The sequence below is a fragment of the Ruegeria arenilitoris genome, from assembly GCF_013032855.1.
Classification (GTDB): Bacteria; Pseudomonadota; Alphaproteobacteria; order Rhodobacterales; family Rhodobacteraceae; genus Ruegeria; species Ruegeria arenilitoris.
This window is the reverse complement of sequence record NZ_WQDA01000001.1, coordinates 1,018,743-1,041,771: the sequence shown is the minus strand read 5'-3', so window position 1 is coordinate 1,041,771 and position 23,029 is coordinate 1,018,743. Positions and strand designations below refer to the sequence as shown.

26 protein-coding genes and 1 other RNA gene are annotated in these 23,029 nt (G+C 61.6%); 11 read left to right on the top strand and 16 right to left on the bottom strand.

Translation table 11 applies throughout. The features are described 5' to 3' along the window. The first annotated feature begins 2 nt into the window (after positions 1-2). Positions 3-1,664 carry an FAD-binding dehydrogenase gene (locus GOW72_RS05060; RefSeq protein WP_170365631.1) on the top strand — a complete coding sequence of 554 codons (1,662 nt, stop codon included), beginning with the start codon at positions 3-5 and terminating at the stop codon, positions 1,662-1,664. 13 nt (positions 1,665-1,677) lie between these two features. Here GOW72_RS05060 and GOW72_RS05055 read toward each other — a convergent pair whose 3' ends face one another. The 3 genes from GOW72_RS05055 to GOW72_RS05045 all read right to left on the bottom strand — a co-directional run bounded on the left by GOW72_RS05055 (position 1,678) and on the right by GOW72_RS05045 (position 5,196). After that, a complete protein-coding gene (locus GOW72_RS05055; RefSeq protein WP_170365629.1) occupies positions 1,678-2,415 on the bottom strand; it encodes a YbaY family lipoprotein in 738 nt (245 codons plus the stop codon). Positions 2,416-2,514: 99 nt separating this feature from the next. Beyond that, positions 2,515-4,293: an SLC13 family permease gene (locus tag GOW72_RS05050; RefSeq protein ID WP_170365626.1), complete on the bottom strand. Its 1,779-nt coding sequence runs from the start codon at positions 4,291-4,293 to the stop codon at positions 2,515-2,517. Between the two features lie 90 nt (positions 4,294-4,383). Then, a complete protein-coding gene (locus tag GOW72_RS05045) occupies positions 4,384-5,196 on the bottom strand; it encodes a TIGR00282 family metallophosphoesterase (protein WP_170357221.1) in 813 nt (270 codons plus the stop codon). A gap of 129 nt (positions 5,197-5,325) precedes the next feature. Between GOW72_RS05045 and GOW72_RS05040 the strand changes: the two genes are divergently transcribed. Beyond that, positions 5,326-5,556 (top strand): putative hemolysin, encoded by a 231-nt coding sequence (locus tag GOW72_RS05040; protein WP_170357220.1) that lies wholly within the window; start codon positions 5,326-5,328, stop codon positions 5,554-5,556. A gap of 3 nt (positions 5,557-5,559) precedes the next feature. On the opposite strand, the gene GOW72_RS05035 is transcribed toward GOW72_RS05040, so the two are convergent. Continuing rightward, entirely contained in the window at positions 5,560-6,117 is a 558-nt protein-coding gene (locus GOW72_RS05035; RefSeq protein WP_093964760.1) for a 5-formyltetrahydrofolate cyclo-ligase, read from the bottom strand. Beyond that, entirely contained in the window at positions 6,114-7,508 is a 1,395-nt protein-coding gene (mgtE, locus tag GOW72_RS05030) for a magnesium transporter (RefSeq protein WP_170365624.1), read from the bottom strand. The genes GOW72_RS05035 and mgtE overlap by 4 nt, the downstream gene beginning before the upstream one ends. A gap of 138 nt (positions 7,509-7,646) precedes the next feature. Here mgtE and guaD point away from each other — a divergent pair, with 138 nt between their 5' ends. After that, positions 7,647-8,936: a guanine deaminase gene (guaD, locus tag GOW72_RS05025; RefSeq protein ID WP_170365621.1), complete on the top strand. Its 1,290-nt coding sequence runs from the start codon at positions 7,647-7,649 to the stop codon at positions 8,934-8,936. Positions 8,937-8,943: 7 nt separating this feature from the next. On the opposite strand, the gene GOW72_RS05020 is transcribed toward guaD, so the two are convergent. From GOW72_RS05020 to GOW72_RS05010, 3 genes are all read right to left on the bottom strand, one after another. Continuing rightward, the gene (locus GOW72_RS05020) at positions 8,944-10,278 is read right to left on the bottom strand and encodes an 8-oxoguanine deaminase (RefSeq protein WP_170365619.1); all 1,335 of its coding nucleotides are present in this window, start codon (positions 10,276-10,278) and stop codon (positions 8,944-8,946) included. 113 nt (positions 10,279-10,391) lie between these two features. Next, positions 10,392-11,183 (bottom strand): histidinol-phosphatase, encoded by a 792-nt coding sequence (gene hisN, locus GOW72_RS05015; RefSeq protein ID WP_170365617.1) that lies wholly within the window; start codon positions 11,181-11,183, stop codon positions 10,392-10,394. A gap of 44 nt (positions 11,184-11,227) precedes the next feature. Next, positions 11,228-11,599: a helix-turn-helix domain-containing protein gene (locus GOW72_RS05010; RefSeq protein ID WP_093964756.1), complete on the bottom strand. Its 372-nt coding sequence runs from the start codon at positions 11,597-11,599 to the stop codon at positions 11,228-11,230. Positions 11,600-11,900: 301 nt separating this feature from the next. Here GOW72_RS05010 and GOW72_RS05005 point away from each other — a divergent pair, with 301 nt between their 5' ends. Beyond that, complete coding sequence (locus GOW72_RS05005) at positions 11,901-12,857, top strand: NADPH:quinone oxidoreductase family protein (protein WP_170365615.1); 957 nt, start codon at positions 11,901-11,903, stop codon at positions 12,855-12,857. A 5-nt stretch (positions 12,858-12,862) separates the two neighbouring features. Here GOW72_RS05005 and GOW72_RS05000 read toward each other — a convergent pair whose 3' ends face one another. Then, positions 12,863-13,744 (bottom strand): LysR family transcriptional regulator, encoded by an 882-nt coding sequence (locus tag GOW72_RS05000; protein WP_093965049.1) that lies wholly within the window; start codon positions 13,742-13,744, stop codon positions 12,863-12,865. Between the two features lie 126 nt (positions 13,745-13,870). Between GOW72_RS05000 and GOW72_RS04995 the strand changes: the two genes are divergently transcribed. Continuing rightward, positions 13,871-14,086 carry a DUF1127 domain-containing protein gene (locus tag GOW72_RS04995; protein WP_170365613.1) on the top strand — a complete coding sequence of 72 codons (216 nt, stop codon included), beginning with the start codon at positions 13,871-13,873 and terminating at the stop codon, positions 14,084-14,086. 173 nt (positions 14,087-14,259) lie between these two features. Then, the gene (locus tag GOW72_RS04990) at positions 14,260-14,997 is read left to right on the top strand and encodes a Bax inhibitor-1/YccA family protein (RefSeq protein WP_170340154.1); all 738 of its coding nucleotides are present in this window, start codon (positions 14,260-14,262) and stop codon (positions 14,995-14,997) included. Between the two features lie 140 nt (positions 14,998-15,137). Here GOW72_RS04990 and GOW72_RS04985 read toward each other — a convergent pair whose 3' ends face one another. Beyond that, entirely contained in the window at positions 15,138-15,644 is a 507-nt protein-coding gene (locus GOW72_RS04985) for a lipoprotein (RefSeq protein ID WP_170340151.1), read from the bottom strand. 219 nt (positions 15,645-15,863) lie between these two features. Further along, positions 15,864-16,031, bottom strand: coding sequence for a 50S ribosomal protein L33 (gene rpmG, locus GOW72_RS04980; protein WP_007799108.1), 168 nt, complete (start codon positions 16,029-16,031; stop codon positions 15,864-15,866). 292 nt (positions 16,032-16,323) lie between these two features. On the opposite strand from rpmG, the gene GOW72_RS04975 reads away from it, so the two are divergent. The 3 genes from GOW72_RS04975 to GOW72_RS04965 all read left to right on the top strand — a co-directional run bounded on the left by GOW72_RS04975 (position 16,324) and on the right by GOW72_RS04965 (position 18,210). Then, complete coding sequence (locus GOW72_RS04975) at positions 16,324-16,959, top strand: DUF1326 domain-containing protein (RefSeq protein WP_149774645.1); 636 nt, start codon at positions 16,324-16,326, stop codon at positions 16,957-16,959. After that, complete coding sequence (locus tag GOW72_RS04970) at positions 16,940-17,800, top strand: DUF2182 domain-containing protein (protein ID WP_170365609.1); 861 nt, start codon at positions 16,940-16,942, stop codon at positions 17,798-17,800. Before GOW72_RS04975 ends, GOW72_RS04970 begins: the two co-directional genes overlap by 20 nt. Before the next feature lie 77 nt (positions 17,801-17,877). Next, positions 17,878-18,210 carry a GYD domain-containing protein gene (locus GOW72_RS04965; protein WP_170365608.1) on the top strand — a complete coding sequence of 111 codons (333 nt, stop codon included), beginning with the start codon at positions 17,878-17,880 and terminating at the stop codon, positions 18,208-18,210. Positions 18,211-18,217: 7 nt separating this feature from the next. Here the strand turns inward: GOW72_RS04965 and rnpB are convergent. From rnpB to gatC, 5 genes are all read right to left on the bottom strand, one after another. Then, positions 18,218-18,633, bottom strand: an RNA gene (gene rnpB / locus GOW72_RS04960) — RNase P RNA component class A. Positions 18,634-18,645: 12 nt separating this feature from the next. Next, positions 18,646-19,368 (bottom strand): N-acetylmuramoyl-L-alanine amidase, encoded by a 723-nt coding sequence (locus GOW72_RS04955; RefSeq protein WP_342355346.1) that lies wholly within the window; start codon positions 19,366-19,368, stop codon positions 18,646-18,648. Continuing rightward, the gene (locus GOW72_RS04950) at positions 19,352-20,050 is read right to left on the bottom strand and encodes a hypothetical protein (RefSeq protein WP_170365603.1); all 699 of its coding nucleotides are present in this window, start codon (positions 20,048-20,050) and stop codon (positions 19,352-19,354) included. The genes GOW72_RS04955 and GOW72_RS04950 overlap by 17 nt, the downstream gene beginning before the upstream one ends. 40 nt (positions 20,051-20,090) lie before the next feature. Beyond that, a complete protein-coding gene (gatA, locus tag GOW72_RS04945; protein WP_170365601.1) occupies positions 20,091-21,578 on the bottom strand; it encodes an Asp-tRNA(Asn)/Glu-tRNA(Gln) amidotransferase subunit GatA in 1,488 nt (495 codons plus the stop codon). A 3-nt stretch (positions 21,579-21,581) separates the two neighbouring features. Then, the gene (gatC, locus tag GOW72_RS04940) at positions 21,582-21,869 is read right to left on the bottom strand and encodes an Asp-tRNA(Asn)/Glu-tRNA(Gln) amidotransferase subunit GatC (RefSeq protein ID WP_005981734.1); all 288 of its coding nucleotides are present in this window, start codon (positions 21,867-21,869) and stop codon (positions 21,582-21,584) included. Between the two features lie 227 nt (positions 21,870-22,096). On the opposite strand from gatC, the gene GOW72_RS04935 reads away from it, so the two are divergent. Then, positions 22,097-22,258, top strand: coding sequence for a hypothetical protein (locus GOW72_RS04935; RefSeq protein WP_170365599.1), 162 nt, complete (start codon positions 22,097-22,099; stop codon positions 22,256-22,258). A 201-nt stretch (positions 22,259-22,459) separates the two neighbouring features. Then, complete coding sequence (locus GOW72_RS04930) at positions 22,460-23,023, top strand: DUF4202 domain-containing protein (RefSeq protein ID WP_170365597.1); 564 nt, start codon at positions 22,460-22,462, stop codon at positions 23,021-23,023. The last annotated feature ends 6 nt before the right edge of the window (positions 23,024-23,029 follow it).

Genomic DNA, 23,029 nt, shown 5'->3' with positions numbered 1-23,029 from the left:
GCATGACCGAAAACACTGCTGATGCGATCGTCGTGGGCGGCGGGCTGGCCGGGCTGGCCGCGGCGGCAGAGCTGGGTGACCGGGGCAAAAAGGTGATCGTACTGGACCAGGAGCCCGAGCATTTCCTGGGCGGTCAGGCCTTTTGGAGCCTGGGCGGCCTGTTCATGGTCGACACGCCCGAGCAGCGCCGCATGGGCATCCGCGACAGCCGCGACCTGGCCCTGCGCGACTGGATGGGCAGCGCCCAGTTCGACCGGGACGAAGACGCCTGGCCCCGCAAATGGGCCGAGGCCTATGTCGAATTCGCCGCCGGCGAGATGCGCCCCTGGTTGCATCAAATGGGCCTGCGCTGGTTTCCCGTGGTCGGCTGGGCGGAACGCGGCGGGTCCTATGCCGACGGTCACGGCAACTCGGTCCCGCGGTTCCATATCACCTGGGGCACCGGCCCGGGTGTGCTGGAGCATTTCATCCGCCGGGTCCGCGAGCATGTCAGCGCCGGCCTGATCCAGTTGAAGTTCCGCCATCAGGTCAGCCACATCATCATGCAGAACGGCGAGGCCAAGGGCGTCTCGGGTGAGGTTCTGGCCGATGACGCGGCCCAGCGCGGCGGCAAGACCAACCGCGACGAAGTGGGCGAGTTCGAGGTCTATGCCCCTTCGGTCATCGTCACTTCGGGCGGGATCGGTGGCAATTTCGAGATGGTGCGCCAGAGTTGGCCCCGCGACCGCCTGGGCGAACCGCCCAAGGACATGGTGGCGGGCGTGCCCTTCCACGTGGATGGTCGGATGATCGCGATCAGTGAAAAGGCCGGCGGCCACGTGATCAACGGCGACCGCATGTGGCACTACACCGAAGGCGTGCGTAACTGGGACCCGATCTGGCCCGCGCATGGTATCCGCATCCTGCCCGGCCCCAGCTCCATGTGGTTCGATGCGCGCGGCAACCGGCTGCAGCCCCCCTGCCTGCCCGGGTTCGACACGCTGGGCACCCTGCGCGAGATCCTGAAAACCGGCTATGAATACAGTTGGTTCGTCCTGACCCAGAAAGTCATCAAGAAGGAATTCGCCCTGTCCGGGTCTGAACAGAACCCCGATTTCACGTCGGGCAGCTGGAAGGAAGTGATCCGTCAGCGGGTCCTGTCGGGGTCGAAGGCAACCGGGCCGGTCGAAGCGTTCAAGGAAAAGGGCAAGGATTTCGTTGTCGCCAACACGCTGACAGAACTGGTGAACGGGATGAACCATCTGGGCGGCGGCCTGATCGACGAGGCGCATCTGCGCGCCCAGATCGAAGCCCGCGATTCACAGGTGGACAATCCGTTCTCGAAAGATGCGCAGATGATGGCGATCCTGGCGGCGCGGAACTATCGCGGTGACAAGCTGATCCGCACCGCCAAACCGCACAAGTTCCTCGATCCGAAAAACGGCCCGCTGATCGCGGTCAAGCTGCATGTGCTGACCCGCAAGACGCTGGGCGGCTTGCAGACCAATCTGGACAGTCAGATGATCGGCGCCGATGGCCAGGTGGTGCCCGGCCTGTTCGCGGCCGGCGAAGTCGCGGGGTTCGGCGGCGGGGGCTATCACGGCTACAACGCGCTCGAGGGCACGTTCCTGGGCGGATGCATCTTCTCGGGCCGCAATGCCGGGCGGTCGAGGGCCGTCGCCTGACGGTCCTTGGGCATTATTGGTCGCGGCGGAACTGCAGAACCGGTTCACCTGCCGCATCGAGAAGAACCAGAGTGTCCCCGCGCTGAACAAAGCTTGCGACCCTTGGGAGAGCGGCAAGGAATTCCCGCTCAACCTCGTCCAGCGGCGGCGGGCAGGCCATCAGAGTGGCGGCCATGTTGTCGGGGAAGGAAATCGACTTGCCCGATATCTCGGCCTGTCCGCTGAACCGGTTGCAACCGCCTGTTCCCCCAAAGGCTCCGCCCTCGGCAAAGGTAATCTGCGGGCGTTTCTCGGTGTCCAGCGCAACGCCGTTCACCTCGGTTGCGGTCCATTGCGTGTTCTCAAGCATCGCCGCACCCCGTTCCTGCACCTTGACCATGACCAGATCGACCGAGTTTCCGGCGTCGTTGGTCAGAACCGGGTAAGCGGTATCGGTGGTGAACAGCAGTTTGCCGTCCTGATGCACCGAGGCTCGCACCACATAGCGGTGCCGATCCTGAATCAACGCGTCGTCATAAGTCAGCTCGAACTGGGCAGGCACGCCCGTCAAAGCATAGCGCTGCGCAGCCAGCGTGACGGCTGGCGCGTCAGCCAGTGAAACGTCCTGCAGTTCGACGAACAGGGTTGCCCCGGGCGGAACCGCGATACGTTCGCGATATGTGGCTGTTCCCTCGACGGTCCCCGCCTGGGCGGCGCCCCACACGGCTGCCCACAACGCGGTTCCTGCCAGCAGGCTTTTTGCGGTTTGCATTGTCCGATCCCTTTGTCACCAGTTTCCAGCACAAAAGATCGGGACATCAGCGCGATTTACAAGGTTTTTCAGTTTCAAGCGGCAAATTCGTGCCAGAGATCAAAGCGGCCAGAGGAAGGGGATGATCAGCGAAGCCAGCAATCCAACCGTCAGGTTCAGCGGAATCCCGACCTTCATGAAGTCCGTGAACCGGTACCCGCCGGGGCCGTAGACCATCATGTTGGTCTGATACCCGATCGGCGTTGCAAACGAGGCCGAAGCCGCGACCATCACCGCAACCACCAGCGGCCGCGGATCCACCCCCACAGCCTGCGCCAGACCGATGGCGATCGGCGTCACGACAACCGCCACCGCGTTGTTCGAGACCAGTTCCGTCAGCACAGAGGTCAGCAGATAGATCGCCCAGACGATGAGGAACGGCGGCAGGTTGGCAAAGGACGGTGCAATCGCGTTGGCGATCAGGGTGACCGCACCCGAGCTGTCCAGCGCAGCCCCGATCGCCAGCATGGCAAAGATCAGCGCTAGCAGACGGCCTTCGACAAAGGAAAACGCCTCGTCCGCGTCGATGCATCGCGTCAGCAGCACAACCGCAACCGCCAGAATCGACAGCAGGAAAATCGGCGCCACGCCGAGCGCCGCCAACACCACGATCCCAATCAGCGCAGCAATCGCGATCGGAGCATGACCGCGCCGGAAGGCGCGGGCCGATGGCTGGGTGACGTCGACCATGTCCATGTCGGCAGCCAGTTTGCTGATATCGGCCGGCGAGCCTTCAAGCAGCAGCGTATCACCAACCCGGACGACCAGATCGTCAAGTTGCCCCCCGATATTCTGATTTCGCCGGTGCACGGCCAAGACGTAAACCCCATAGCGACGACGCAGCCGCAACGCACCCAATGTGCGCCCGACCATGCGACAACCGGGGGTGATCAGAACCTCAACCGTACGTGTTTCGACCGCCGAAACTTGATCAACGCGCTTGAGTTCCTTGTTGCTTTGCAGGCTCAGCAGCTCGGTCATTTCCGTGCGCAACACCACGCGGTCACCGACCTTCAGTTCGACCCCTTTCAGGTTCCGCCGCAATGACTCGTCGCCGCGGATCACGTCGATGAGCCGCACACCCGGACGTTTGAACAGCTGCACGCCGGTCACTTCACGGCCAATCAGGTTGCTGTCGGGCGGAATGACCGCCTCGGTGAAGAATTTCATCTTCGACCGATCGCTGAGCATGGTTGCCATGCTGTCACGCTCGGGCAGAAGGCGCGGCGCGATGAAGCGCAGGTAAATCATGCCGTAGATGACAAGAATGATGCCCAAAGGCGTGACCTCGAAAATCGTGAAGGCCGGCAGGCCTTGTGCCCGGGCCACACCATCGACCAACAGGTTCGTCGAGGTTCCGATCAGGGTCAGCGTCCCGCCGAGAATAGCAGCATAGCTGAGCGGGATCAGCAGCTTGGACGCCGAAATATTCAACGTGCGGGCAATCTGGATGAACACCGGGATCATCACGACGACGACGGGCGTGTTCGACACGACCGCCGAGGCCAGGACGACAAATGCCATCAGCAGACCGATGGCAATGCGCGGGTTGACCTGCGCCTGTTTCTGCGCCGTCGCTGTAAAGGCGTGCAGGGCACCGGTCCGGACGAGGGCGCCCATGATGATGAACATCGCCGCGATGGTCCAGGGCGCCGGGTTCGACAGAACCGCCAGTGCGCTTTGGTAGGGAAGCACGCCGGTGACCAGCATCACCGAAACGCCGCCTATGGCAACGACCTCGGTCGGATAGACCTCGCGCATGAACATGATGAACATGCCCGCAACAACCGCCAGCGCAAGTATCGCGCTGCCCATATCTGACAATTGAAGGAGTTGCATTCGTGGTGTTCTGTCCGAAACCTGTCCCGGCCCAAGCGCCTGAGAGTCAGTTTCACGTATTGCAGGCCGCAGAGCAAGCCTGACGTGCGTTCACGGTGCTGCCTGCTGCAGGCGCCCGCCAACCCGGACCATGCTGATCGTCTTGGCTTGCCCGTCACGGTCATCAGTTTCTACGAAAACGCCGCTTAGCGTCGCTTCGCCATTGGCCGGGGTGAACCGAGCCTTGGGCATCCCTGTGATGAAGCGGCGCATCGGCTCCTGCTTGTCCATTCCGATCACCGAGTCATAGTCGCCGCACATACCCGCATCGGTCAGGTAAGCGGTGCCGCCGGGCAGGATCTGGGCATCGGCGGTCGGAACATGGGTATGGGTTCCCACGACAAGGCTGGCGCGTCCGTCGCAGTAGTGGCCCATGGCCATCTTCTCCGAAGTCGCCTCGCAATGCATGTCCACGATGATGGCCTGCGCCTGACCGCCCCGCGGGTGGGACTTCAGGATCGGTTCCACCGCCGAGAACGGATCGTCGAACGGCCGTTTCATGAACACCTGTCCCAGCACCTGAACCACCAACACCTTGCGTCCGCCCGGCGCGGTGAACAGTCGATGTCCGCGACCGGGAGCACCCTTGGCGAAATTAACAGGGCGCACGATCCGGGGTTCGCGTTCGATGAATTGCAGCATGTCTTTCTGGTCGAAAGCGTGGTCGCCCAACGTCAGACAATCTGCGCCTGACTCCAACAGCAGCTTGGCATGATCGCCGGTCAACCCCATGCCGTTCGAGGCATTCTCGCCGTTGACCACCACGAAATCCAGCCGCCACTCGTCGCGCAGACGGGGCAGATGCTGTTGAACGGCGGCGCGGCCCGCGCGCCCCATCACGTCACCCAGGAACAAGATTCTCATATCGCGGTCCTAGGCCCTGCAAACGGCAATAACAAGGCGGAACGATGCAATTCGCGGGCCGCATGCGGGTTGAATTCCGGTGGAAACCTGCAATTCTGGCGCAACCGGTTTTTTCACTCGGAGATTTCGATGAAACGCATAGTCCTGACCGCAACTGTCTCTCTCGCTATATCGGGCAGCTTTGCTCACGCGACGACCAAGACCACAATGGCAAATCCGGCCGCGACCTTCTGCATCGAAAACGGCGGCGAATATCAGATCCGCAAAAACACCGATGGATCGGAATACGGCGTGTGCATCCTTGAGGATGGAACCGAGGTTGATGCCTGGGACTATCTGCGGAGCCACTTTGAGAACTGACGCCTAAAACGTCAGGACCCTGGTCTCGGTAACGATCATGTCCAGCGGCTGGTCCGTCGGTTCCAGCGGCAAGGCTTCGGCCTCTTGCGCGTCGAAGGCGAAACCGATGGCCAATGTGGGACGTTTGGCGCGCAGCCCTTCAAGCGTGCGGTCATAAAACCCGCCCCCATAGCCCAACCGCCCGCCTTGCGGATCGAATGCCACAAGGGGCACGATCAGGATTTCAGGGTCAAAATAGTCGTCCGTCTCCGGCACCTTGGCGCCAAATGGACCATCTTTCAGCGGCCCTTCGGGTGTCCAGCGCGAAAACCGCAAAGGCCGTCCGGCGCCTTGGATGACCGGAACACCAACAGGACCATAGGCTGCGGCCTCGGCCATGGCGGGTAGAGGGTCGATTTCGGTGCGGATCGGCATGTAGCCAGACAGCGGAACGCCACGAAATCCGGCCAGCACCTCGGACAGGCGGCCCGCGGCGGCCGGCGGCCCCGCGTCGAAGGCCGCTTTGCGCCGGGCAAAGGCAGCCTTGCGCGCCGCGGCCTTGATTTCAGTCAGATCGGTCACAGCAGCACCACGCTTGCAAGCCCTAGAAAGATGAAGAACCCCATCACATCCGTCGTGGTCGTAACGAAGGTTCCCGAGGCCAATGCCGGGTCTACACCCAGGCGATCCAGCACCACCGGTACTACCGTACCCGCGAACCCGGCGATGATCATGTTCACGACCAAGGCGGAACCGATCACGACACCCAGCAGCGGAGATTCGAACCACATCATCCCCACCGTCCCCAGAACGATGGCGAAACACAGCCCGTTCAACATGCCCACCAGCAATTCTCGGCGGATGACCCGTGCCACGTTCGAGCCCGTCAGGTCGCGGGTCGCCAACGCACGCACGGCAACGGTCAGAGACTGTGTTCCGGCGTTACCACCCATCGAGGCAACAATGGGCATCAGAATTGCCAGCGCCACGATCTGCTCGATTGCCGCCTCGAACTGTGAAATCACCAGCGAGGCACAAATGGCGGTGCACAGGTTGACCGCCAGCCAGGGCAAACGGCGACGACTGGTTGCTGCAACACTGTCTGAAATCGAGCTGTCATCACTGACACCTGCCAGTCGCAGCATGTCTTCCTCGATCTCTTCATCCAGAACGGCCATCGCGTCGTCAATCGTGATGACCCCGACCAGCCGTTTGTCACTGTCCACCACCGGCGCGGAAATCAGGTGGTATTGGTTGAAAGCATAGGCAACGTCTTCTTCATCCTGATCGACCGGGATGATGTGGAACTCGTCCTCAGCGATGTCCAGCAACTTGGTATCGCGCCGCGCGGCCATCAACTTGCCCAACATGACTTGCGCCACCGGCTTCAGCCGCGGATCGACCAGAATAACGTGATAAAACTGCTCGGGCAGATCGTCCTGCGAGCGCATGTAATCGATCGCCTGCCCGACCGTCCAATGATCGGGAGCCATGACCACCTCGCGCTGCATCAGTCGGCCTGCCGAGTTCTCGGGATAGGCCAGCGCCTGCAGGGCCGCGATCCGTTCCGAGGCCTCAAGGGCCTCCAGCACCGCTTCCTGCTGCGGCTCCTCCAGATCCTCCAGAAGGTCCACGACATCGTCGCTTTCCATCTCGCGGACCGCTTCGGCCAGAACGTCGGGCCGCAGAACTCCTATGACCTCTTCGCGGACGGATTCGTCCAGTTCAGACAGAATGTCCCCGTCGAATTCCCGGTCATACAGGCGGATCAGCCGCGCCCGGTCGTAGGGGTTGATCTGTTCCAGAAGGTCGGCAATGTCGGCCGCGTGCAGCGGCTCCATCAGCTCGATCAGCTTCTCGCGATCCTCGACATCCACGGCGTAAAGGATTGCGGCCACCGTTCGCCGGTCCAGTGCATAGACGTCATCATCGCGGGAGGGGTCGGTTCTGTTGTCTTCGGTGCCGGTCGTCATGCGCTGCCCCTTGTTCTGGGAATTGGCCCCTAAATAGAAGAAGCAGCTACCGGAAAACAATGACAATGGTGCGATTTACCCGCATCTTTCACATCCCTATGCTGCAAGCCGGATTCACCAAGGCGGAGATCACGGCGGATGGCGCAAAAGACGCTTCTGACAGGGCGCGTACTGAGTTTCGAACACTCCCCCTTCGAAACGCAACCGGATCAGGCGGTCCGGCTGCACGAAGCCGTTCTGATCGAGGGCGGGAAAATCCGGGAGTTGGGAAGTACTGCTGACCTGCAAACCGCGCACCCCGAGGCCGCCATTCATCACCATGGCGAAAACCTGATCCTGGCTGGTTTTGTCGACCCCCATGTCCACTACCCCCAGACGGCGATGATCGCGAGTTGGGGCAAACGGCTGATTGATTGGCTGAACACCTACACTTTTCCCGAAGAGATGAAGTTCGGTGATGCAGACTACGCTGCCGAGATTTCGAACCGGTATCTTGACCTGACCGCCGCACACGGCACCACGACCATGTGCAGTTTCTGCACCATTCATCCTGAAAGCGTCGATGCCTTTTTCACGGCCGCCCAGCAGCGCGGTCAGCGTGTCGTGGCCGGCAAGACCTGCATGGACCGCAACGCGCCCGAAGGTCTTCGGGACACGGCCCAAACAGCCTATGACCAGTCCAAGGCTCTGATCGAAAAATGGCAAGGTGTCGACCGGATAGCCTATGCGATCACGCCGCGGTTTTCCCCGACCTCGACCCCCGAACAGCTTGAGGCGATGGGCGCGCTGTGGGCAGAACACCCGGACTGTCTCATGCAGACGCATCTCAGCGAGCAGACGGACGAAATCGAATGGGTTCGGTCGCTGTTCCCCGACGCGCGTGACTACCTGGACACCTATGAAAAGTTTGGACTGCTCGGCGCGAACGGCCTCTATGGCCACGTGATCCATCTGGAACCGCGCGAGCGAGACCGTCTGCGTGAGGTCGATGCCTCGCTGATCCATTGCCCCACCTCGAACACGTTCATCGGTTCGGGTTTGTTCGATATGCACGGGTTGATGCGGGATGGCCATCGTATTGGCCTTGCAACCGACACCGGCGGCGGGTCCAGCTTTTCCATGTTGCGGACCATGGCGGCCGCCTATGAAATCGGCCAATTGCGCGGACATCCGCTGCACCCCGCGCAACTGCTGTGGCTGGGCACCGCAGGATCGGCCCGGTCGCTGCGGATGGACGACCGCATCGGCAATATCGCCCCCGGAATGGAGGCGGACCTGATCGTGCTCGACCTCGCCTCGACCCCCGCGATTGCCCAGCGAGAGGCCAATGCCGAGTCCCTTTGGGAGGCGGTGTTCCCGACAATCATGATGGGCGACGACCGCGCCATCGCCGATGTGTGGATTGGCGGACGGCGCGTTTCGACCTGAAGGCAGATCAGCCCTGCAATGCGAGGGCCAACCTGTTCTGCCGTTCGATCGCGCGCGGCAGGTCGAATGTGGCAATGTTGCCGTCCCGGACGACCTGTCGCCCCTCGACAAATAGGTGTTTGACGTGCACCGGACCTGCCAGCAGCAAGGCGGCCGGGTCCCAACTGCCCGCGCACTCCACACCCCTTGTGTCCCAAACAGCGATATCCGCGCGTTTGCCCGGCATCAGGCGGCCGCAGTCCGGCCGGTTCAGCACGTCCGCCCCACCCCGCGTCGCGATTTCCAGAGCTTCGCGCGCCGACATGGCATCGGCACCGTTCGCCACACGTTGCAGTAGCATCGCCTGCCGCGCCTCGGCCATCAGGTTGCCGCTGTCGTTGCTTGCGGAACCGTCAACGCCCAAGCCAACCCTTACCCCGTTGTCACGCATCGCGCGCACCGGCGCGATCCCCGAGCCCAAACGGCAATTCGAACAGGGACAGTGCGCCACCCCGGTGCGTGACCGTGAGAACAGGTCTATCTCTGCCCCGTCCAGCTTCACGCAATGGGCGTGCCAGACATCGGGGCCGGTCCAGCCAAGTTCCTCGGCATACTGGCCGGGTCGACAGCCGAACTGGGACTCTGAATACAGGATATCCTCGTCGTTTTCCGCCAGATGGGTGTGCAGCATGACCCCCTTGTCCCGTGCCAGCAGTGCGGCGTTGCGCATCAGATCCCGACTGACCGAGAAGGGCGAACAGGGCGCAAGTCCAACCCTGCACATTGAGCCTTCGGACGGGTCATGGAACGCATCGACCACACGGATCATGTCATTCAGGATATCGGCCTCGGCCTCGACCAACGTATCGGGCGGCAGACCGCCGTCGCTTTCGCCGATGCTCATCGCGCCGCGGGTCGGATGGAACCGCAGCCCCACCTCTGCAGCGGCCGCGATCGTGTCATCCAAGCGTGACCCATTCGGATACAGGTACAGATGGTCGGAACTGAGCGTGCAGCCCGACAAGGCCAACTCGGCCAGACCGATCTGAGCCGAAGTGAACATCTCGTCGGGACCGAACCGCGCCCAGATCGGATAGAGCGTCTGCAGCCAGCCGAACAGCAGAGCATCCTGGCCCGCGGGAACAGCTCGCGTCAGTGTCTGGTAGAGATGGTGGTGGGTATTGACCAACCCCGGCGTCACGACACAGCCGCTGAGGTCATGCACCTCTCCGTCGGTGGTCAAACCTTGGCCTATGCGGGCAATCTGCCCGTCACGGATCAGCAAATCGGCGCCGGCCAGTTCTTGCCGGCTGTCGTTCATGGTCAGGATCGCATCGGCGTTTCTAAGAAGGGTTTCAGGCATCTCGCACTCCTGCATCTGCCCGCCTCATGCCAGAAATGCGTGTGCCGGTGGAAAACGGGCGCAAGAACCGGCGCTCTGACCGTAGTCAATCGCGGCCGCAGCGGCAACCGTCGTCAGAAGCCGCGCAGAATCTCGAGGGCCGCGGCGTGGATTTCAGGGTTCGCAGCCGCCAGTGCCCGCCCCCCCTGATGGGCCGGCCCGCCCTGCCAGTCGGTCACTACGCCGCCGGCGGCCTCGATCACCGCTATCGGTGCCTGGATGTCATACGCGTTCAGTCCAGCCTCGATCACCAGGTCGACCTGCCCGGCCGCCAGCAGCGCGTATGCGTAGCAGTCCATGCCGTAGCGCGTCAGTTGCACCTGTCCAGCCACGGCGCGAAAGGCGTCTCCTTCGGCGGTCGTGCCAACTTCGGGGAATGTCGTGAACAGGATTGCGTCCCGCAAGGCATCCGTCCGACGGGTCGCCAAGCTGGTTCTGCCCAGAGGACCGGTCATGAACGCACCGTCTGCATGACCCACAAACCGTTCGCCGATATAGGGTTGGTCAATCACCCCCATGATCGGCCCGCTATCGTCGCCTAGCGCGATCAGAACGCCCCATGTCGGTGTGCCGCTGACGAAACCGCGGGTGCCGTCGATCGGGTCCAACACCCAGGTTCGCCCCGATTTGCCTTCGACCGCACCGTACTCCTCGCCCAAGATGCCGTCGTCGGGGCGGAGCTCGGCCAGAACGGATCGCATGGCCTGCTCGGCTTCGCGATCGGCCACGGTCACAGGGTCATACCCGCCTTGCAGCTTGTTTGAGGTTTCAAGATTCGACTGGCGAAAATACGGCAAAATGGCCGCACGCGCCGCGTCGGCCATTTTCTCGGCAACTTCAAGGTCACTTGCAGAGGCTTTGGTCATGCGCCACTGGTGCGCTCAGCCCTGTGCGAAGTCAAGTCCCGGTCTCAGGCCACGTCGCTGAGAACGCGCGCAAGCTCAAACAGGCGCCGGCGCTGGTTTTCCGGGATCGCGTAGTAGGACCGAACCAGATCCAACGCTTCCTTGTCGCCCATCAGATCAGCGGGAACCGATTTCTTGCCCGAGTCTTCCTTTTGGGCGTCCTCCAGACCTTCAAAGAAAAAGCTGACCGGAACGTCCAGAGCTTCGGCAATGTCCCAAAGGCGTGATGCGCTGATGCGGTTGGCCCCGGTTTCGTATTTCTGGATCTGCTGGAACTTGATACCGACCTGCTGTGCCAGCTGCTGCTGCGTCATGCCAATCAACCAGCGGCGATGCCGTACGCGCTTGCCCACATGGACATCGACGTGATGGGTCATTGGTATTCTCCTCTGTTACACACAACCGCCCGGGAAAACGCTAACTGAACCATGACCGCACACTAGCGAGACGCTTGTAAAGAACTCTCTAATACGGAACGTGCCCCCCGAAACAGCACTGACAAGCAATATTGCCGCTTTTTGGAAAATTTTCAAGATGGTTGAATCTGCGCGCCTGAAGGAAGGTTTACGGTTGTGCACGATTTGGCCTGTGCGACAAAGACGCCCCGGCCATTCCTTTCCGGAATGATTGACAAGTCAGGGGCGGCCCCGATCAATGGCACCAACATGGAGATTTGAGATGCTGGCCTACCAGATCCAGTCTGCCGGAGGGCAGGCCAAATTGCGCGAGATACCCGTGCCCGCACCCGCCGAAGGCCAGATCCGCGTGGCCATTCGCGCCTGCGGGCTGAACTTTGCCGATCTTCTGATGCAGAAGGGCACGTACCAGGATACGCCAGCGGCCCCTTTCACCTTGGGGCTTGAGGTTGCGGGGGTCGTAAACGCGATCGGCGCAGGGGTCGGCCATCTGAAGCCCGGAGACCGGGTCGCGGTATACTCAGGCCAGGGTGGATTGGCGCAATTCGGGGTTTTTGACGCCGACCGTGCCGTGGTCATCCCCCAGTCGTGCAGCTTTGAAGACGCGGCGGCCATCCAGATCGCCTACGGAACCAGCCATATGGCGCTGGACCATCGGGCGCGGCTGCAGACGGGCGAGACCCTCTTGGTGACCGGTGCCGCCGGCGGGGTCGGGCTGACGGCGGTCGAGATTGGCAAGCTTATGGGCGCGACGGTGATCGCACAGGCCCGGGGCGCCGATAAACTGGCGGTCGCCCGCGCGGCCGGGGCCGATCACCTGATCGACGCGGACGAAGATCTGCGCGAGCGCGTGCTGGCCTTGGGTGGCGCAGACGTCGTCTATGACGCCATCGGTGGCGACGTGTTCAAGGCTGCCTTCCGGGCGACCAATCCCGAAGGCCGCCTGCTGCCGATAGGTTTTGCCGGCGGCGAAGTCCCGCAGATACCGGCCAATCACTTGCTGGTGAAGAACCTGACGGTGATCGGGTTCTACATCGGTGGCTACCTGAGGTTCCGGCCCGAGGTCGTTCGCACCAGCTTTGAGACCCTCTTCGCCTGGCATGCCGAGGGACGCATCCGGCCCCATATCAGCCATACCCTGCCGTTGTCCGAAGTGGCGCAGGGCATGGCTCTGCTCAAGGAACGAAAGTCGACCGGGAAAGTCGTCATCACGATCTGACCGGATCAGCCCACCACGGCGCGCAGCGGTGTTCCGCCAAGCATGTGGAAGTTCTGCCGCACCAGCGCGGCGAGGGCCTCAACCACTTCGCCGCGCCCCTGATCGCCTCCGTAAAGGTTGATCATATGCGCCGGCAATTCGGGCAGAACCCCACCTGAATCGATCTTCTCCAGATGTGCCGCCTCGGTCCCCTCAAGCATGGCGTGGACGGCGAGGTCCGCGCTGACGGTTGCCTCGATCGTGCGGTCGTTCTCGGTTTCGACCGACAGCTCCCATGGAATGCCTGCCGCATCCAAGGCGGCAATGACCTGAGGCCGGAAGAGGCAGCGCCGACCCAGCGCCAGAGGAAGCGGCCGGCGCCGCCAAGCCGAGCCTCCGGACGCGCCGATCCAGCGCAGGGGTAGCTCTGCAATGGTTTCCCCGCCATCCGAGTTCGCAGCCTCAGTCGTCAGGATCACGTCGCATTCGCCACGCCGAAACATCTCTTTCAACTGGATTGAATAGGATGAAACCAACTGCACCCGCACGCGCGGGAAGTCGGCATTGAACCGCTGCAGAACCCGTGGAATAGCCGGGTAGACGATATCGTGCGGCACCCCGAGCACCACCTCGCCTTCAAAGGCCTGATCGGTCAGTTTCGAGATGACCTCGTCATTCAACGCCACCATTCGCCGGGCATAAGCCAACAGCTGTTCGCCAGAGGCCGTCAACGCGATGGTCCGCCCAGACCGGTCCAGCAATTCCAGGCCCAACAGCTCTTCCAGACGCTTCAGCTGCATGGACACAGCCGACTGTGTCAGATGCAGGAAACCGGCGGCGCGCGTCACGCCCCCGTGGTCCGCGACCGCCACGAATGAGCGCAGGGTGGTGATGTCCAGGTTCCGCATCATCAACAATCCTTATGTATCAATTCAAAAACATTCATTTTTTAAATATGCCACAACCCGCCATATAGTTCAAGGAAGTTGATGCAAAACGGCTTTACATCACCGACCGATGAAAGGACATAAGTCATGACCCAAATTGCAGCACACCGACCCTGTGCCTCGGCATCGATCAGAACGGGCAATTGGTTTCAGCGTATGCTTGCGGCAGCTCATCAACGGCGGGAGCTGGCCCGGCTGGATGACCGCGCCCTGCAAGACATCGGGATCACCCGATCAGAGGCCCTGACAGAAGCATCCCGCCCGTTCTGGGACGCGCCCGAAACCTGGCGCAAGCTGCCCTGAATGCGCAACCTGGAACGGATTTCAGCGCCACCTTCCAAAGCGGCGCTGAAATTGTTGACCATATTGCTGAGTTTTGGCCCCAAAACCCTTGAAACATGCGCTACACTCTCCGATATTCGCAGGGAAATCGCCCCGCAACCGGGGGCTGAAAGCTGAATCCAAGGGAGACCTCTATGGCACAATTCGATACGATCCGGACGGCGACTGGTGCGCGCGCTGCCGAGATTGACGAGGGCCTGCGCGCCCACATGAACAAGGTCTACGGCACGATGTCCGTGGGCATGCTGATCACCTTTGCGGTTGCATGGGCCGTCGGCACCAGCCCGCAGCTGCTGTCGGTATTCCGCGATCCGGTGACCCTCAGCCCGAACATTCTGGGCTGGATCGTCATGTTCGCCCCGCTGATCATGGTGTTTGCCTTCGGCGCGGCCATCAACCGCCTCAGCGCAGCTGGCGCCCAATTGTTCTTCTACGCCTTTGCGGCGGTGATGGGCCTGTCGCTCAGCTGGATCTTCGTGGCCTTTACCGGCATTTCGATCGCCCAGGTCTTTCTGGTGACCTCGATCGCCTTCGCCGGTCTGTCGCTGTACGGTTACGTCACCAAGAAGGACCTGTCCGGTATGGGCACCTTCCTGATGATGGGTGTGATCGGCCTGATTGTGGCCATGGTCATCAACCTGTTCCTGCAATCGCCAGCCATCATGTTCGCCGTGTCGATCCTGGGCGTTCTGATTTTTGCGGGCCTCACCGCCTATGACACCCAGAAGATCAAGACCACCTACATCCAGATGGCCCATGCGGGCGATCAGGAGTGGCTGGGCAAGGCCGCCATCATGGGTGCGCTTAACCTGTACCTGGACTTCATCAACATGTTCATGTTCCTGCTGCAGCTGCTCGGCAATCGCGAGTAAGACTGCCGGAACACCAAATCAAAGGGCGGGCCCGAATGGCCCGCCCTTTTTTTGTTCAGGTGCAAGTAAAGCCAGCCCAAAGAAAAAGGCCCTAGCCAAATGGCAAGGGCCTTACATCATTGTAATCGCAACGGATCCGATCAGCTGCAGTTCAGCGGAACCGCGAAACCCGAGCTGCGCGACGACCCGCCCTTGCGGTATACGTCGCCGGCAGGCAGACAGCCGGTAAAGCGCTCGGTCTGGCTGCCGAACGCGGCCCCAACCGAGTTGTCCACCTTGGTGCTGTTGTTTTCGGTGCGCAACACGCCGAACAGGGTTCCGTTCACGCTCACCGTGCTCAGGAACATGGTGCTGCTGCTGCCGGTCAACTGTACGGCCGTGGTGTCGGAGCGTCCGCCATTGTCGATGGCAACGCCCGCGACCTTGTCGAATTCTGTCTTGTCAGTGCTGGCCTGAATGGTCGGCAATTCAGCCAACTCAGCTGGGACGTTCGTCGCAGGCGGAACAAAGGCAACGGCGCCTTTGACGTCCGAAACGGTTCTTGGTTCGCCATCAATGCCGGTGAACCCGACGCCTTGGCGGTTGAACGGGTCCTCACAGGCCGAAAGTGTTAGAATGGCGATTGCGGGCAACAAGATTTTTTTCATGGCGCTCAACATTTTGTGGCGGTTTGCTGAACCGTACTGGCAGGCGGGGCAAAAAAGCAAGCCAACACCAATCAGAATACCTGTCGGCCTGATGCGCCTCTGCAACGGCCCGAAACGGCCGGATCGGGCGGCGTCAGGGCTACACGACACGGTCAAAACAACGAAAAAGGGTCCTGCCGAAGCAGAACCCCCTAAGCTTTCGCGTCGAAAAAAGGCAGATTACTTGATCTTGCCTTCCTTGTACTCGACATGCTTCCGAACGACCGGGTCGTACTTACGAACGGTCATTTTCTCGGTCATGGTGCGAGCGTTCTTTTTGGTCACGTAGAAGTGGCCCGTGCCCGCGGTCGAGTTCAGACGGATCTTGATTGTCGTCGGCTTCGCCATGGTTATCTCCTGCGTCCGGAAAGGCAGGGGCCTTTCGGTTGAATTCCTATGAGCGTGCGCTTTTACCCGGTCGCGCGCCCGAGTCAACCGGAATCGGCGGTGTTTCAACACAAATCACAGTATCCGACACACAGTGGATCAGCGCCCGGTTTGGACAGATCACGGTTTCGTGATATGATTGCGTCACAGCATCCCAGAACGCCGCGGTCCAAGGTTGTGCGGCGTGAGGCAGCGAAACCGGGCAAGACCCTCTGTCAGCAGAGTTTTCTTGCACGTCTGCTTGGGGGAAATCATGACAGAATGGAAACTTCAGGGCGAGACGCTGGCCAATTGCAACTGTGATTTCGGTTGCCCCTGCCAGTTCAGCAGCCTGCCCAGTCACGGGAATTGCGAGGCCGTGGTCGTCTTTGACATCACAAGCGGCCACTACGGGGACACGGATCTTTCCGGCCTGCGGGCTGCGGGTGTCTACCACTGGCCAGGCCCGATTCACGAGGGCAACGGGCAGATGCAACTGATCATCGACGAACGGGCGGACGCCGATCAGCGGGCCGCCCTGCAGGCCATCATGTCCGGTGAGGACACCGATGAAATGGCCACCATGTGGTATGTCTACAGCGCCATGGCGCCGACCAAGCATGAGACACTGTTTGCTGAAATCGACGTGAACTGGAGCCGCGAAGACCGGACCGGCTACGCGAAGGTCAAGAACGTGTTCGATGTGGACGTCAAGCCGATCGCACATATCGTCTCGGGCCAACCGCATCGCGCGTCGATCCAGTTGCCGCATGGATTCGAATACCGCCACGCCGAGGTCGCCTCGGGAACGGCCAGGACAAGCGGTTCAGCCATAGACCTGACCTTCGAGTCCTCACATGCCCATCTGGCGCATTTAAATATCTCAGGTCATGGCGTTGTCGGGCCATAGTGCAGACGCGTCGGAACAGGCCCGCCCTGCCCGAACGATCAGCCTCGAGCGAGTACTGCGAAAAGAACGTCTGATCGTCGCTGGAAGTGTCCTTCTGATCGTTTCGGGTGCGGTCTGGTACACGGTCGCCGGTGTCGGGATGCAGATGTCGGCCGTCGAGATGACTCGGATGGCCGGTCCAATTGGCCAGCCCATGCCGATGGGGGCCGGTGCCGTCTGGACGCTTTGGTACGCCGCATTGGTCTTTGCCATGTGGTGGGTGATGATGGTCGCGATGATGACGCCCAGCGCGGCCCCGACTGCCCTATTGTTTGTGGCGTTGAAACGGGTTGGACCCGACAGGCAGCGCAGCGCCAGCTTCGGATTGGCCTTTCTGTCGGGGTATCTTTTTGCCTGGGCCGTGTTCAGCCTTGGGGCAACCGGACTGCAATGGGGCCTGCAACAGATCGGAGCGATGGATGGCCCGATGATGACCATCCGGTCCGGAATCTTGGCGGGCATCGTTCTCTGTGCTGCCGGGATGTATCAGTTCAGCGGGTTGAAATCCGCGTGCCTCCGCCATTGTCAGAGCCCGGCTGCCTTTCTGACCCGCCACAACCGGCCCGGGCATTGGGGTGCGTTTCGATGCGGCGCCCTGCACGGAGCCTACTGCTTGGGCTGCTGCTGGGCCTTGATGGCACTGCTGTTCGTCGGCGGCATCATGAACATTTGGTGGATCGTCGCAATCGCCGTCTATGTCGCGCTGGAAAAGCTGTCGCCCCGGGCGGGATGGCTGACGCCGGTCGCCGGTGTCGTTTTGATCGGATTGGGAGCCTGGGTGTTGATCACCGCATTGGTTTGATGCGGCAAGCCTGTCTTCCGGGCCAAGGAGCCGGCCAATTGGAGCGCTCTGCACATTTCGTTCACGAGGAGATCGTCATGCCTGTCTTCATCACCTATGCCTCTTATTCCAACGCCGGTGTCAAAGGGATGCTGAAGAAACCGGAAAACCGCACCGGGCCGGTGTCGGCGCTGCTGGAGAAGGTTGGCGGCAAACTGCTGGCCTTCTACGTGACGACCGGAAGCAATGACGTGGTGGTCATCAGCGAAACTCCGGACGGAACGGATGCCGTGGCAGTCGGTATGGCCGTTGCGGCTTCGGGGGCGGTTTCGCGGGTCGAGACGGTTCGGGCCTGGTCGGCCGACGAATTTGTTGCCATCACCGAGAAAGCCGCGAAACTGGTCGCGGCCTACACGCCGCCCGGAGGATGAAGAAAATACGCGCGGAGGGCCTGTAAGCCGGATCCTGTTCCGGGGTTGCCCCCTTCGATGACCATTCCTCTAGGCCGAGCATTGCTGCGCGGCTCGAGCTGCCAACCCGGTCCCTCTCGGCCAAGGCGAGCCTAGCGGCGGTATCGGCTGACGCCGACCGGCCCGCGCGGGGACCCTATTCGGCATTGCTCCCGGTGGGGCTTGCCGTGCCGCCGCTGTTGCCAGCGGCGCGGTGGGCTCTTACTCCACCGTTTCACCCTTGCCATGATGTGCCAGAGGCGAACCTCCGATCCGTCATGGCGGTCTGTTTTCTGTGGCGCTTTCCGTCGGGTTTCCCCGCCCGGGCGTTACCCGGCACCGTTGCCTTGTGGAGTCCGGACTTTCCTCTCGGGCCTGAGCCCCAGCGGCCATCCGGCCCTCCGCGCGGTTGCCGGGTTAAACGTCCACCCGAATACCGTCAAGGTGTTCCATCAAGGCAGCCAGTCGTTCGATGTCGCCCATATCCTTCTTGGACAGGGGCCCGCGCCGCCACGGGGCAAACCGGCTTCGGAACGCTTTCAGCAGATCAGCTATAGGGGCTTTGGGATACCCGGCCCTCATCGCAACCAATGCAAAGTATTCGTCGTCTGGCTGCATTTCTTCAAGGTATATACCCTTCAGAACGGCCGGCCCGGCCGCCAGTTTCTGGTGCGCGAGACGATCCCAATCAAACTTGGGACCGGGATCAAACTTTCGCTCGGGGGCCATGTCCGAATGGGCGATAACGTTCGAGGGCTTGATCCCCAACCGCTCTTGCAGATGTGAAAGCAGGTTTTCCAGCACCGCCATCTGCGGTTCGGAGAAAGGATGATCGCCGCGATTGTCGAGTTCGATCCCGATGGAGCGGGAATTGATGTCGCTGAACCCCCGCCATGCACCTGCACCGGCGTGCCAGGCGCGATCTTCCTCACGGACCATCTGCCAGAGCGTTCCGTCGCAGCCGATCAGATAGTGGGCCGATACCTCGGAGTCCGGGTCGCACAAACGCTCCAGCGCGGCTTGAGCGCCGTTCATCGCGGTGTAGTGAAGCACCACCAGCGACGGCTTCAACCCATCCCGGCGGGGGCCGAAATTGGGGGATGGGTGCCAGATCGGCGAGAGTTCAGTTGCCGACGGCACTGCGGAACGGGCTGGGGTCCCAGCCGCAGGCAAATCCGTCGCCATCCGGGTCCAGGCCCTTGCGGTCGCGCTGGGGGCCACCATTGGCCAGGAAATCGATCTGGGCCTGGTCGGGCGATGCGTAGCCTGCGCAGTTGCGTTGTGCCTTGGCCTGCAAATTGAACCCGGCTCGGCTGTAGAGCTGTGTTCCAACTGGATTGGTCGTAGTCAGAGCATATTGGACGATATTGGGCTGTCCGTCCGACCCGCGCTGAGGAACCGCCGTCGGCGCGACAACCTCGTATGTCTGACGGTTCTGCTGAATCAGCGCGGCATCATCCTGGATGCTGCGGCTGCTTGAAACCGCTGCGAAATCCTGCTCGTTCGAAATGCCGTTTGAGCTTACGGCCACCGGTGCAGTCGGCTGCGCCGATGTGCTCGCCAATGCAGCCGCGGTCTGGTTGGCAATGTCCGTGGCGCTGTCGCCCGTCGTGAAGGGGGCGGGACCGGCTTCGGCAGTCAACTGCTCCTGCGAAATGGCCGGCGGCGGCAGCAGCGGGTTGCCTGCTGCGCCCTGCCCGGCCAGCTGCGCCTCGCGTTCGGCCTGATACTGCGGCGTATTGAAGCCGGAGTCCGTGACTGGTGCCACGGTATCGCAAGCCGCGACAAACCCGAAGGCCGGAATGAGAAGCATTTTGCGCATGGAACCGCTTCGTCCTCGCGTTGTTACCGCTGCCTGAGGGTTACCACCATTTGCCCGGCTTGGCCACAAACCCGGCGGCATTCTCAAGCGCGTAGGCGGTATTCAGAAGGTCACCTTCTTCCCACGGACGACCGATCAACTGCAGCCCCAGCGGCAAGCCCTGCCCGTCAAGACCGGCGGGAACCGAGATGCCCGGAAGACCCGCGAGGTTGACGGTCACGGTGAACACGTCGTTCAGATACATCTGCACCGGGTCGGCCTCGGTCATTTCGCCCAGACCGAACGCCGCCGAAGGTGTCGCCGGTGTCAGGATCGCATCGACACCTGCGGCAAAGACATCCTCGAAGTCTTTCTTGATCAGGGTCCGCACCTTGCGCGCGCGGTTGTAGTAGGCGTCATAGAAACCAGCTGACAGCACGTAAGTGCCGACCATGACGCGGCGCTGCACCTCGTGGCCAAAGCCCTCGGCGCGGGTTTTTTCATACATCTCGGTGATGCCGTCGCCCTGCGCCAATTGCGCACGGCGGCCATAGCGCACGCCGTCATAGCGCGCCAGGTTCGACGACGCCTCGGCCGGCGCGATTACATAGTAGGCCGGCAACGCGTATTTGGTGTGCGGCAGCGAGATGTCGACGATCTCGGCCCCGGCATCACGCAGCATTTCGGCGCCATCCGCCCACAGCTTTTCGATCTCGGCGGGCATTCCGTCCATCCGGTATTCCTTGGGGATACCGATCTTCTTGCCCTTGATATCGCCGGTCAGCATCGCCTCGAAATTCGGCACCGGCAGATCGGCGCTGGTCGAATCCTTGGGGTCATGCCCGCACATCGCCTCGAGCATGATGGCGGCGTCACGAACGTTCTTGGTCATCGGGCCGGCCTGATCCAGCGAGGACGCAAAGGCCACGATGCCCCAGCGCGAGCAACGGCCATAGGTCGGCTTGATGCCGGTGATTCCGGTAAAGGCGGCGGGCTGACGGATCGAGCCACCGGTGTCGGTTCCGGTCGCTGCCAGGCACAGATCGGCTGCGACGGCAGACGCCGAACCACCCGAAGAACCGCCCGGGGTCAGCTGCGCGTCATCATTGCCGCGCCGCCAAGGGTTCACCGCATTGCCATAGACCGAGGTTTCGTTGGACGAACCCATGGCGAACTCGTCCATGTTCAGCTTGCCCAGCATCACCGCGCCCGCATCGGCCAATTGCTGCGAGACGGTGGATTCGTATTCGGGCTTGAACCCGTCCAGAATCTTGGACGCAGCTTGCGAGGGCACGCCCTTGGTGCAGAACAGATCCTTGATGCCGATCGGCAGGCCACACATGGCAGGCGCGTCGCCCGCCTTGATGCGCTCGTCTGCGGCCTTCGCACGCTCCAGCGCGATTTCCGGGGTCTTGTGCACGAAAGCATTCAAGACATCGGCTGCGTCGATCGCCTTCAGGCAGGCCTCGGTCAGCTCGACCGAGGTCACATCTCCGTTGCGCAGGGCATCGCGGGCCTCGGCAAGGCTCAGTTTGTTCAGATCGGACATGTCTTACTCCACCACCTTGGGAACCGCGAAAAAGCCCTCGCGCGCGTCGGGGGCGTTCGACAGGATCTTGTCCTGCATATTCCCGTCGGTCACCACGTCCTCGCGCCGCTTCAGCCGCATCGGGGTCACCGAGACCATCGGCTCGACCCCTTCGACGTCAACTTCGTTCAGCTGTTCGATGAACCCCAGGATCGTGTTGAATTCCGAGGCCAGCGCGGGCAACGCGTCATCCTCGACCTTGATCCGGGCCAGTTTGGCCACCTTGGCGGCGGTGCTTTGGTCAATCGACATGGGAAACCTCATATGCGTTACAGGGGCATTTACCCGTCTGATGCAGCAGTCGCAAGACCACTGAGCCACAGCGATTTGTCCAAAGTCCACGCGGTTGCCGCCAAGCCAAACAATTTTGAATACCCGCTATGCAAAAAAGTAAACGGATTAGTTCACTTTGACGATTGAAGCCGGCGCAAAAAGTTACTTTATGTACTGAACGAAACAGTTCAGTCCGGAGAATAATCATGAAACGCATGTTGATTGCTGTGTCCGTTGTTCTGACAACCGCTGCCGCACCGGCGCTCGCGCTGGGGATTCCCATGGGCGACCTGACACCGACGCTGACCTTCCCCGATCAGCACCCCTCGGACCAGGTGAGCCAGGAGAAATCTTCGCTCCGCAACTAACCCTACCGCTTCCCTGTTGGATCGGGCCGGTTCTCCCCCCTTTTTCCGCCCCGATCCTGCACCTGCCCTCGTGGCGCCGCCGGCCCTGAATGGGTCGGCGCTTTTTTGTTGAAGCACGGTGCTCTATCGTTCATTCACTCAAGAGTTTCAGGTCAGCATGACCGAATGTCCCGAGGTGCCGTTGCCAAAGCAGGAGATGCCATGACAGAGCGCAAGCAGAAGGTTCTGGATGCAATTGATACGGCCAATTCGGCCGATCTCACCCAGGAAGACGGCCGCCCCGCTGCGCTGCTTTATGGCGAACGGATGAGCGCTGAGTTGGATCGACTGTTCCCCGACGCCTCCGAGCCGTTGCAGATCGCCGCCCGCGGCCAGCATGTCGAGCGCTGGAAGCTGGCCCGCTCGGAATACCCTGAAGGGCGCGCGGGTTATCTGGCCTGGCGCAAGGCCCAGGCCGAGCATCACGCGCAGGTCGTGGCCGAGCTGATGTCCGAGGCCGGTTACGATCAGGCCGAGATCGACGCCGCCCGTCGCATGTTGCGCAAACAGGGCATCAAGCGCGACGGCGACGTTCAGGCGCTGGAGGACGTGATCTGCTTTGTCTTTTTGAAATGGTATTTTGCGCCCTTCGCCACGAAACACTCGGACGAAAAGATCCAGCGCATCGTCGAAAAGACCGCCCGCAAGATGTCGGCCGAGGCGCGCCGACGCGTGCTGGACGAGTTCGACCTACCCGAAGACTTGGCCAGCGCCTTCAAGGATTGACGGGTC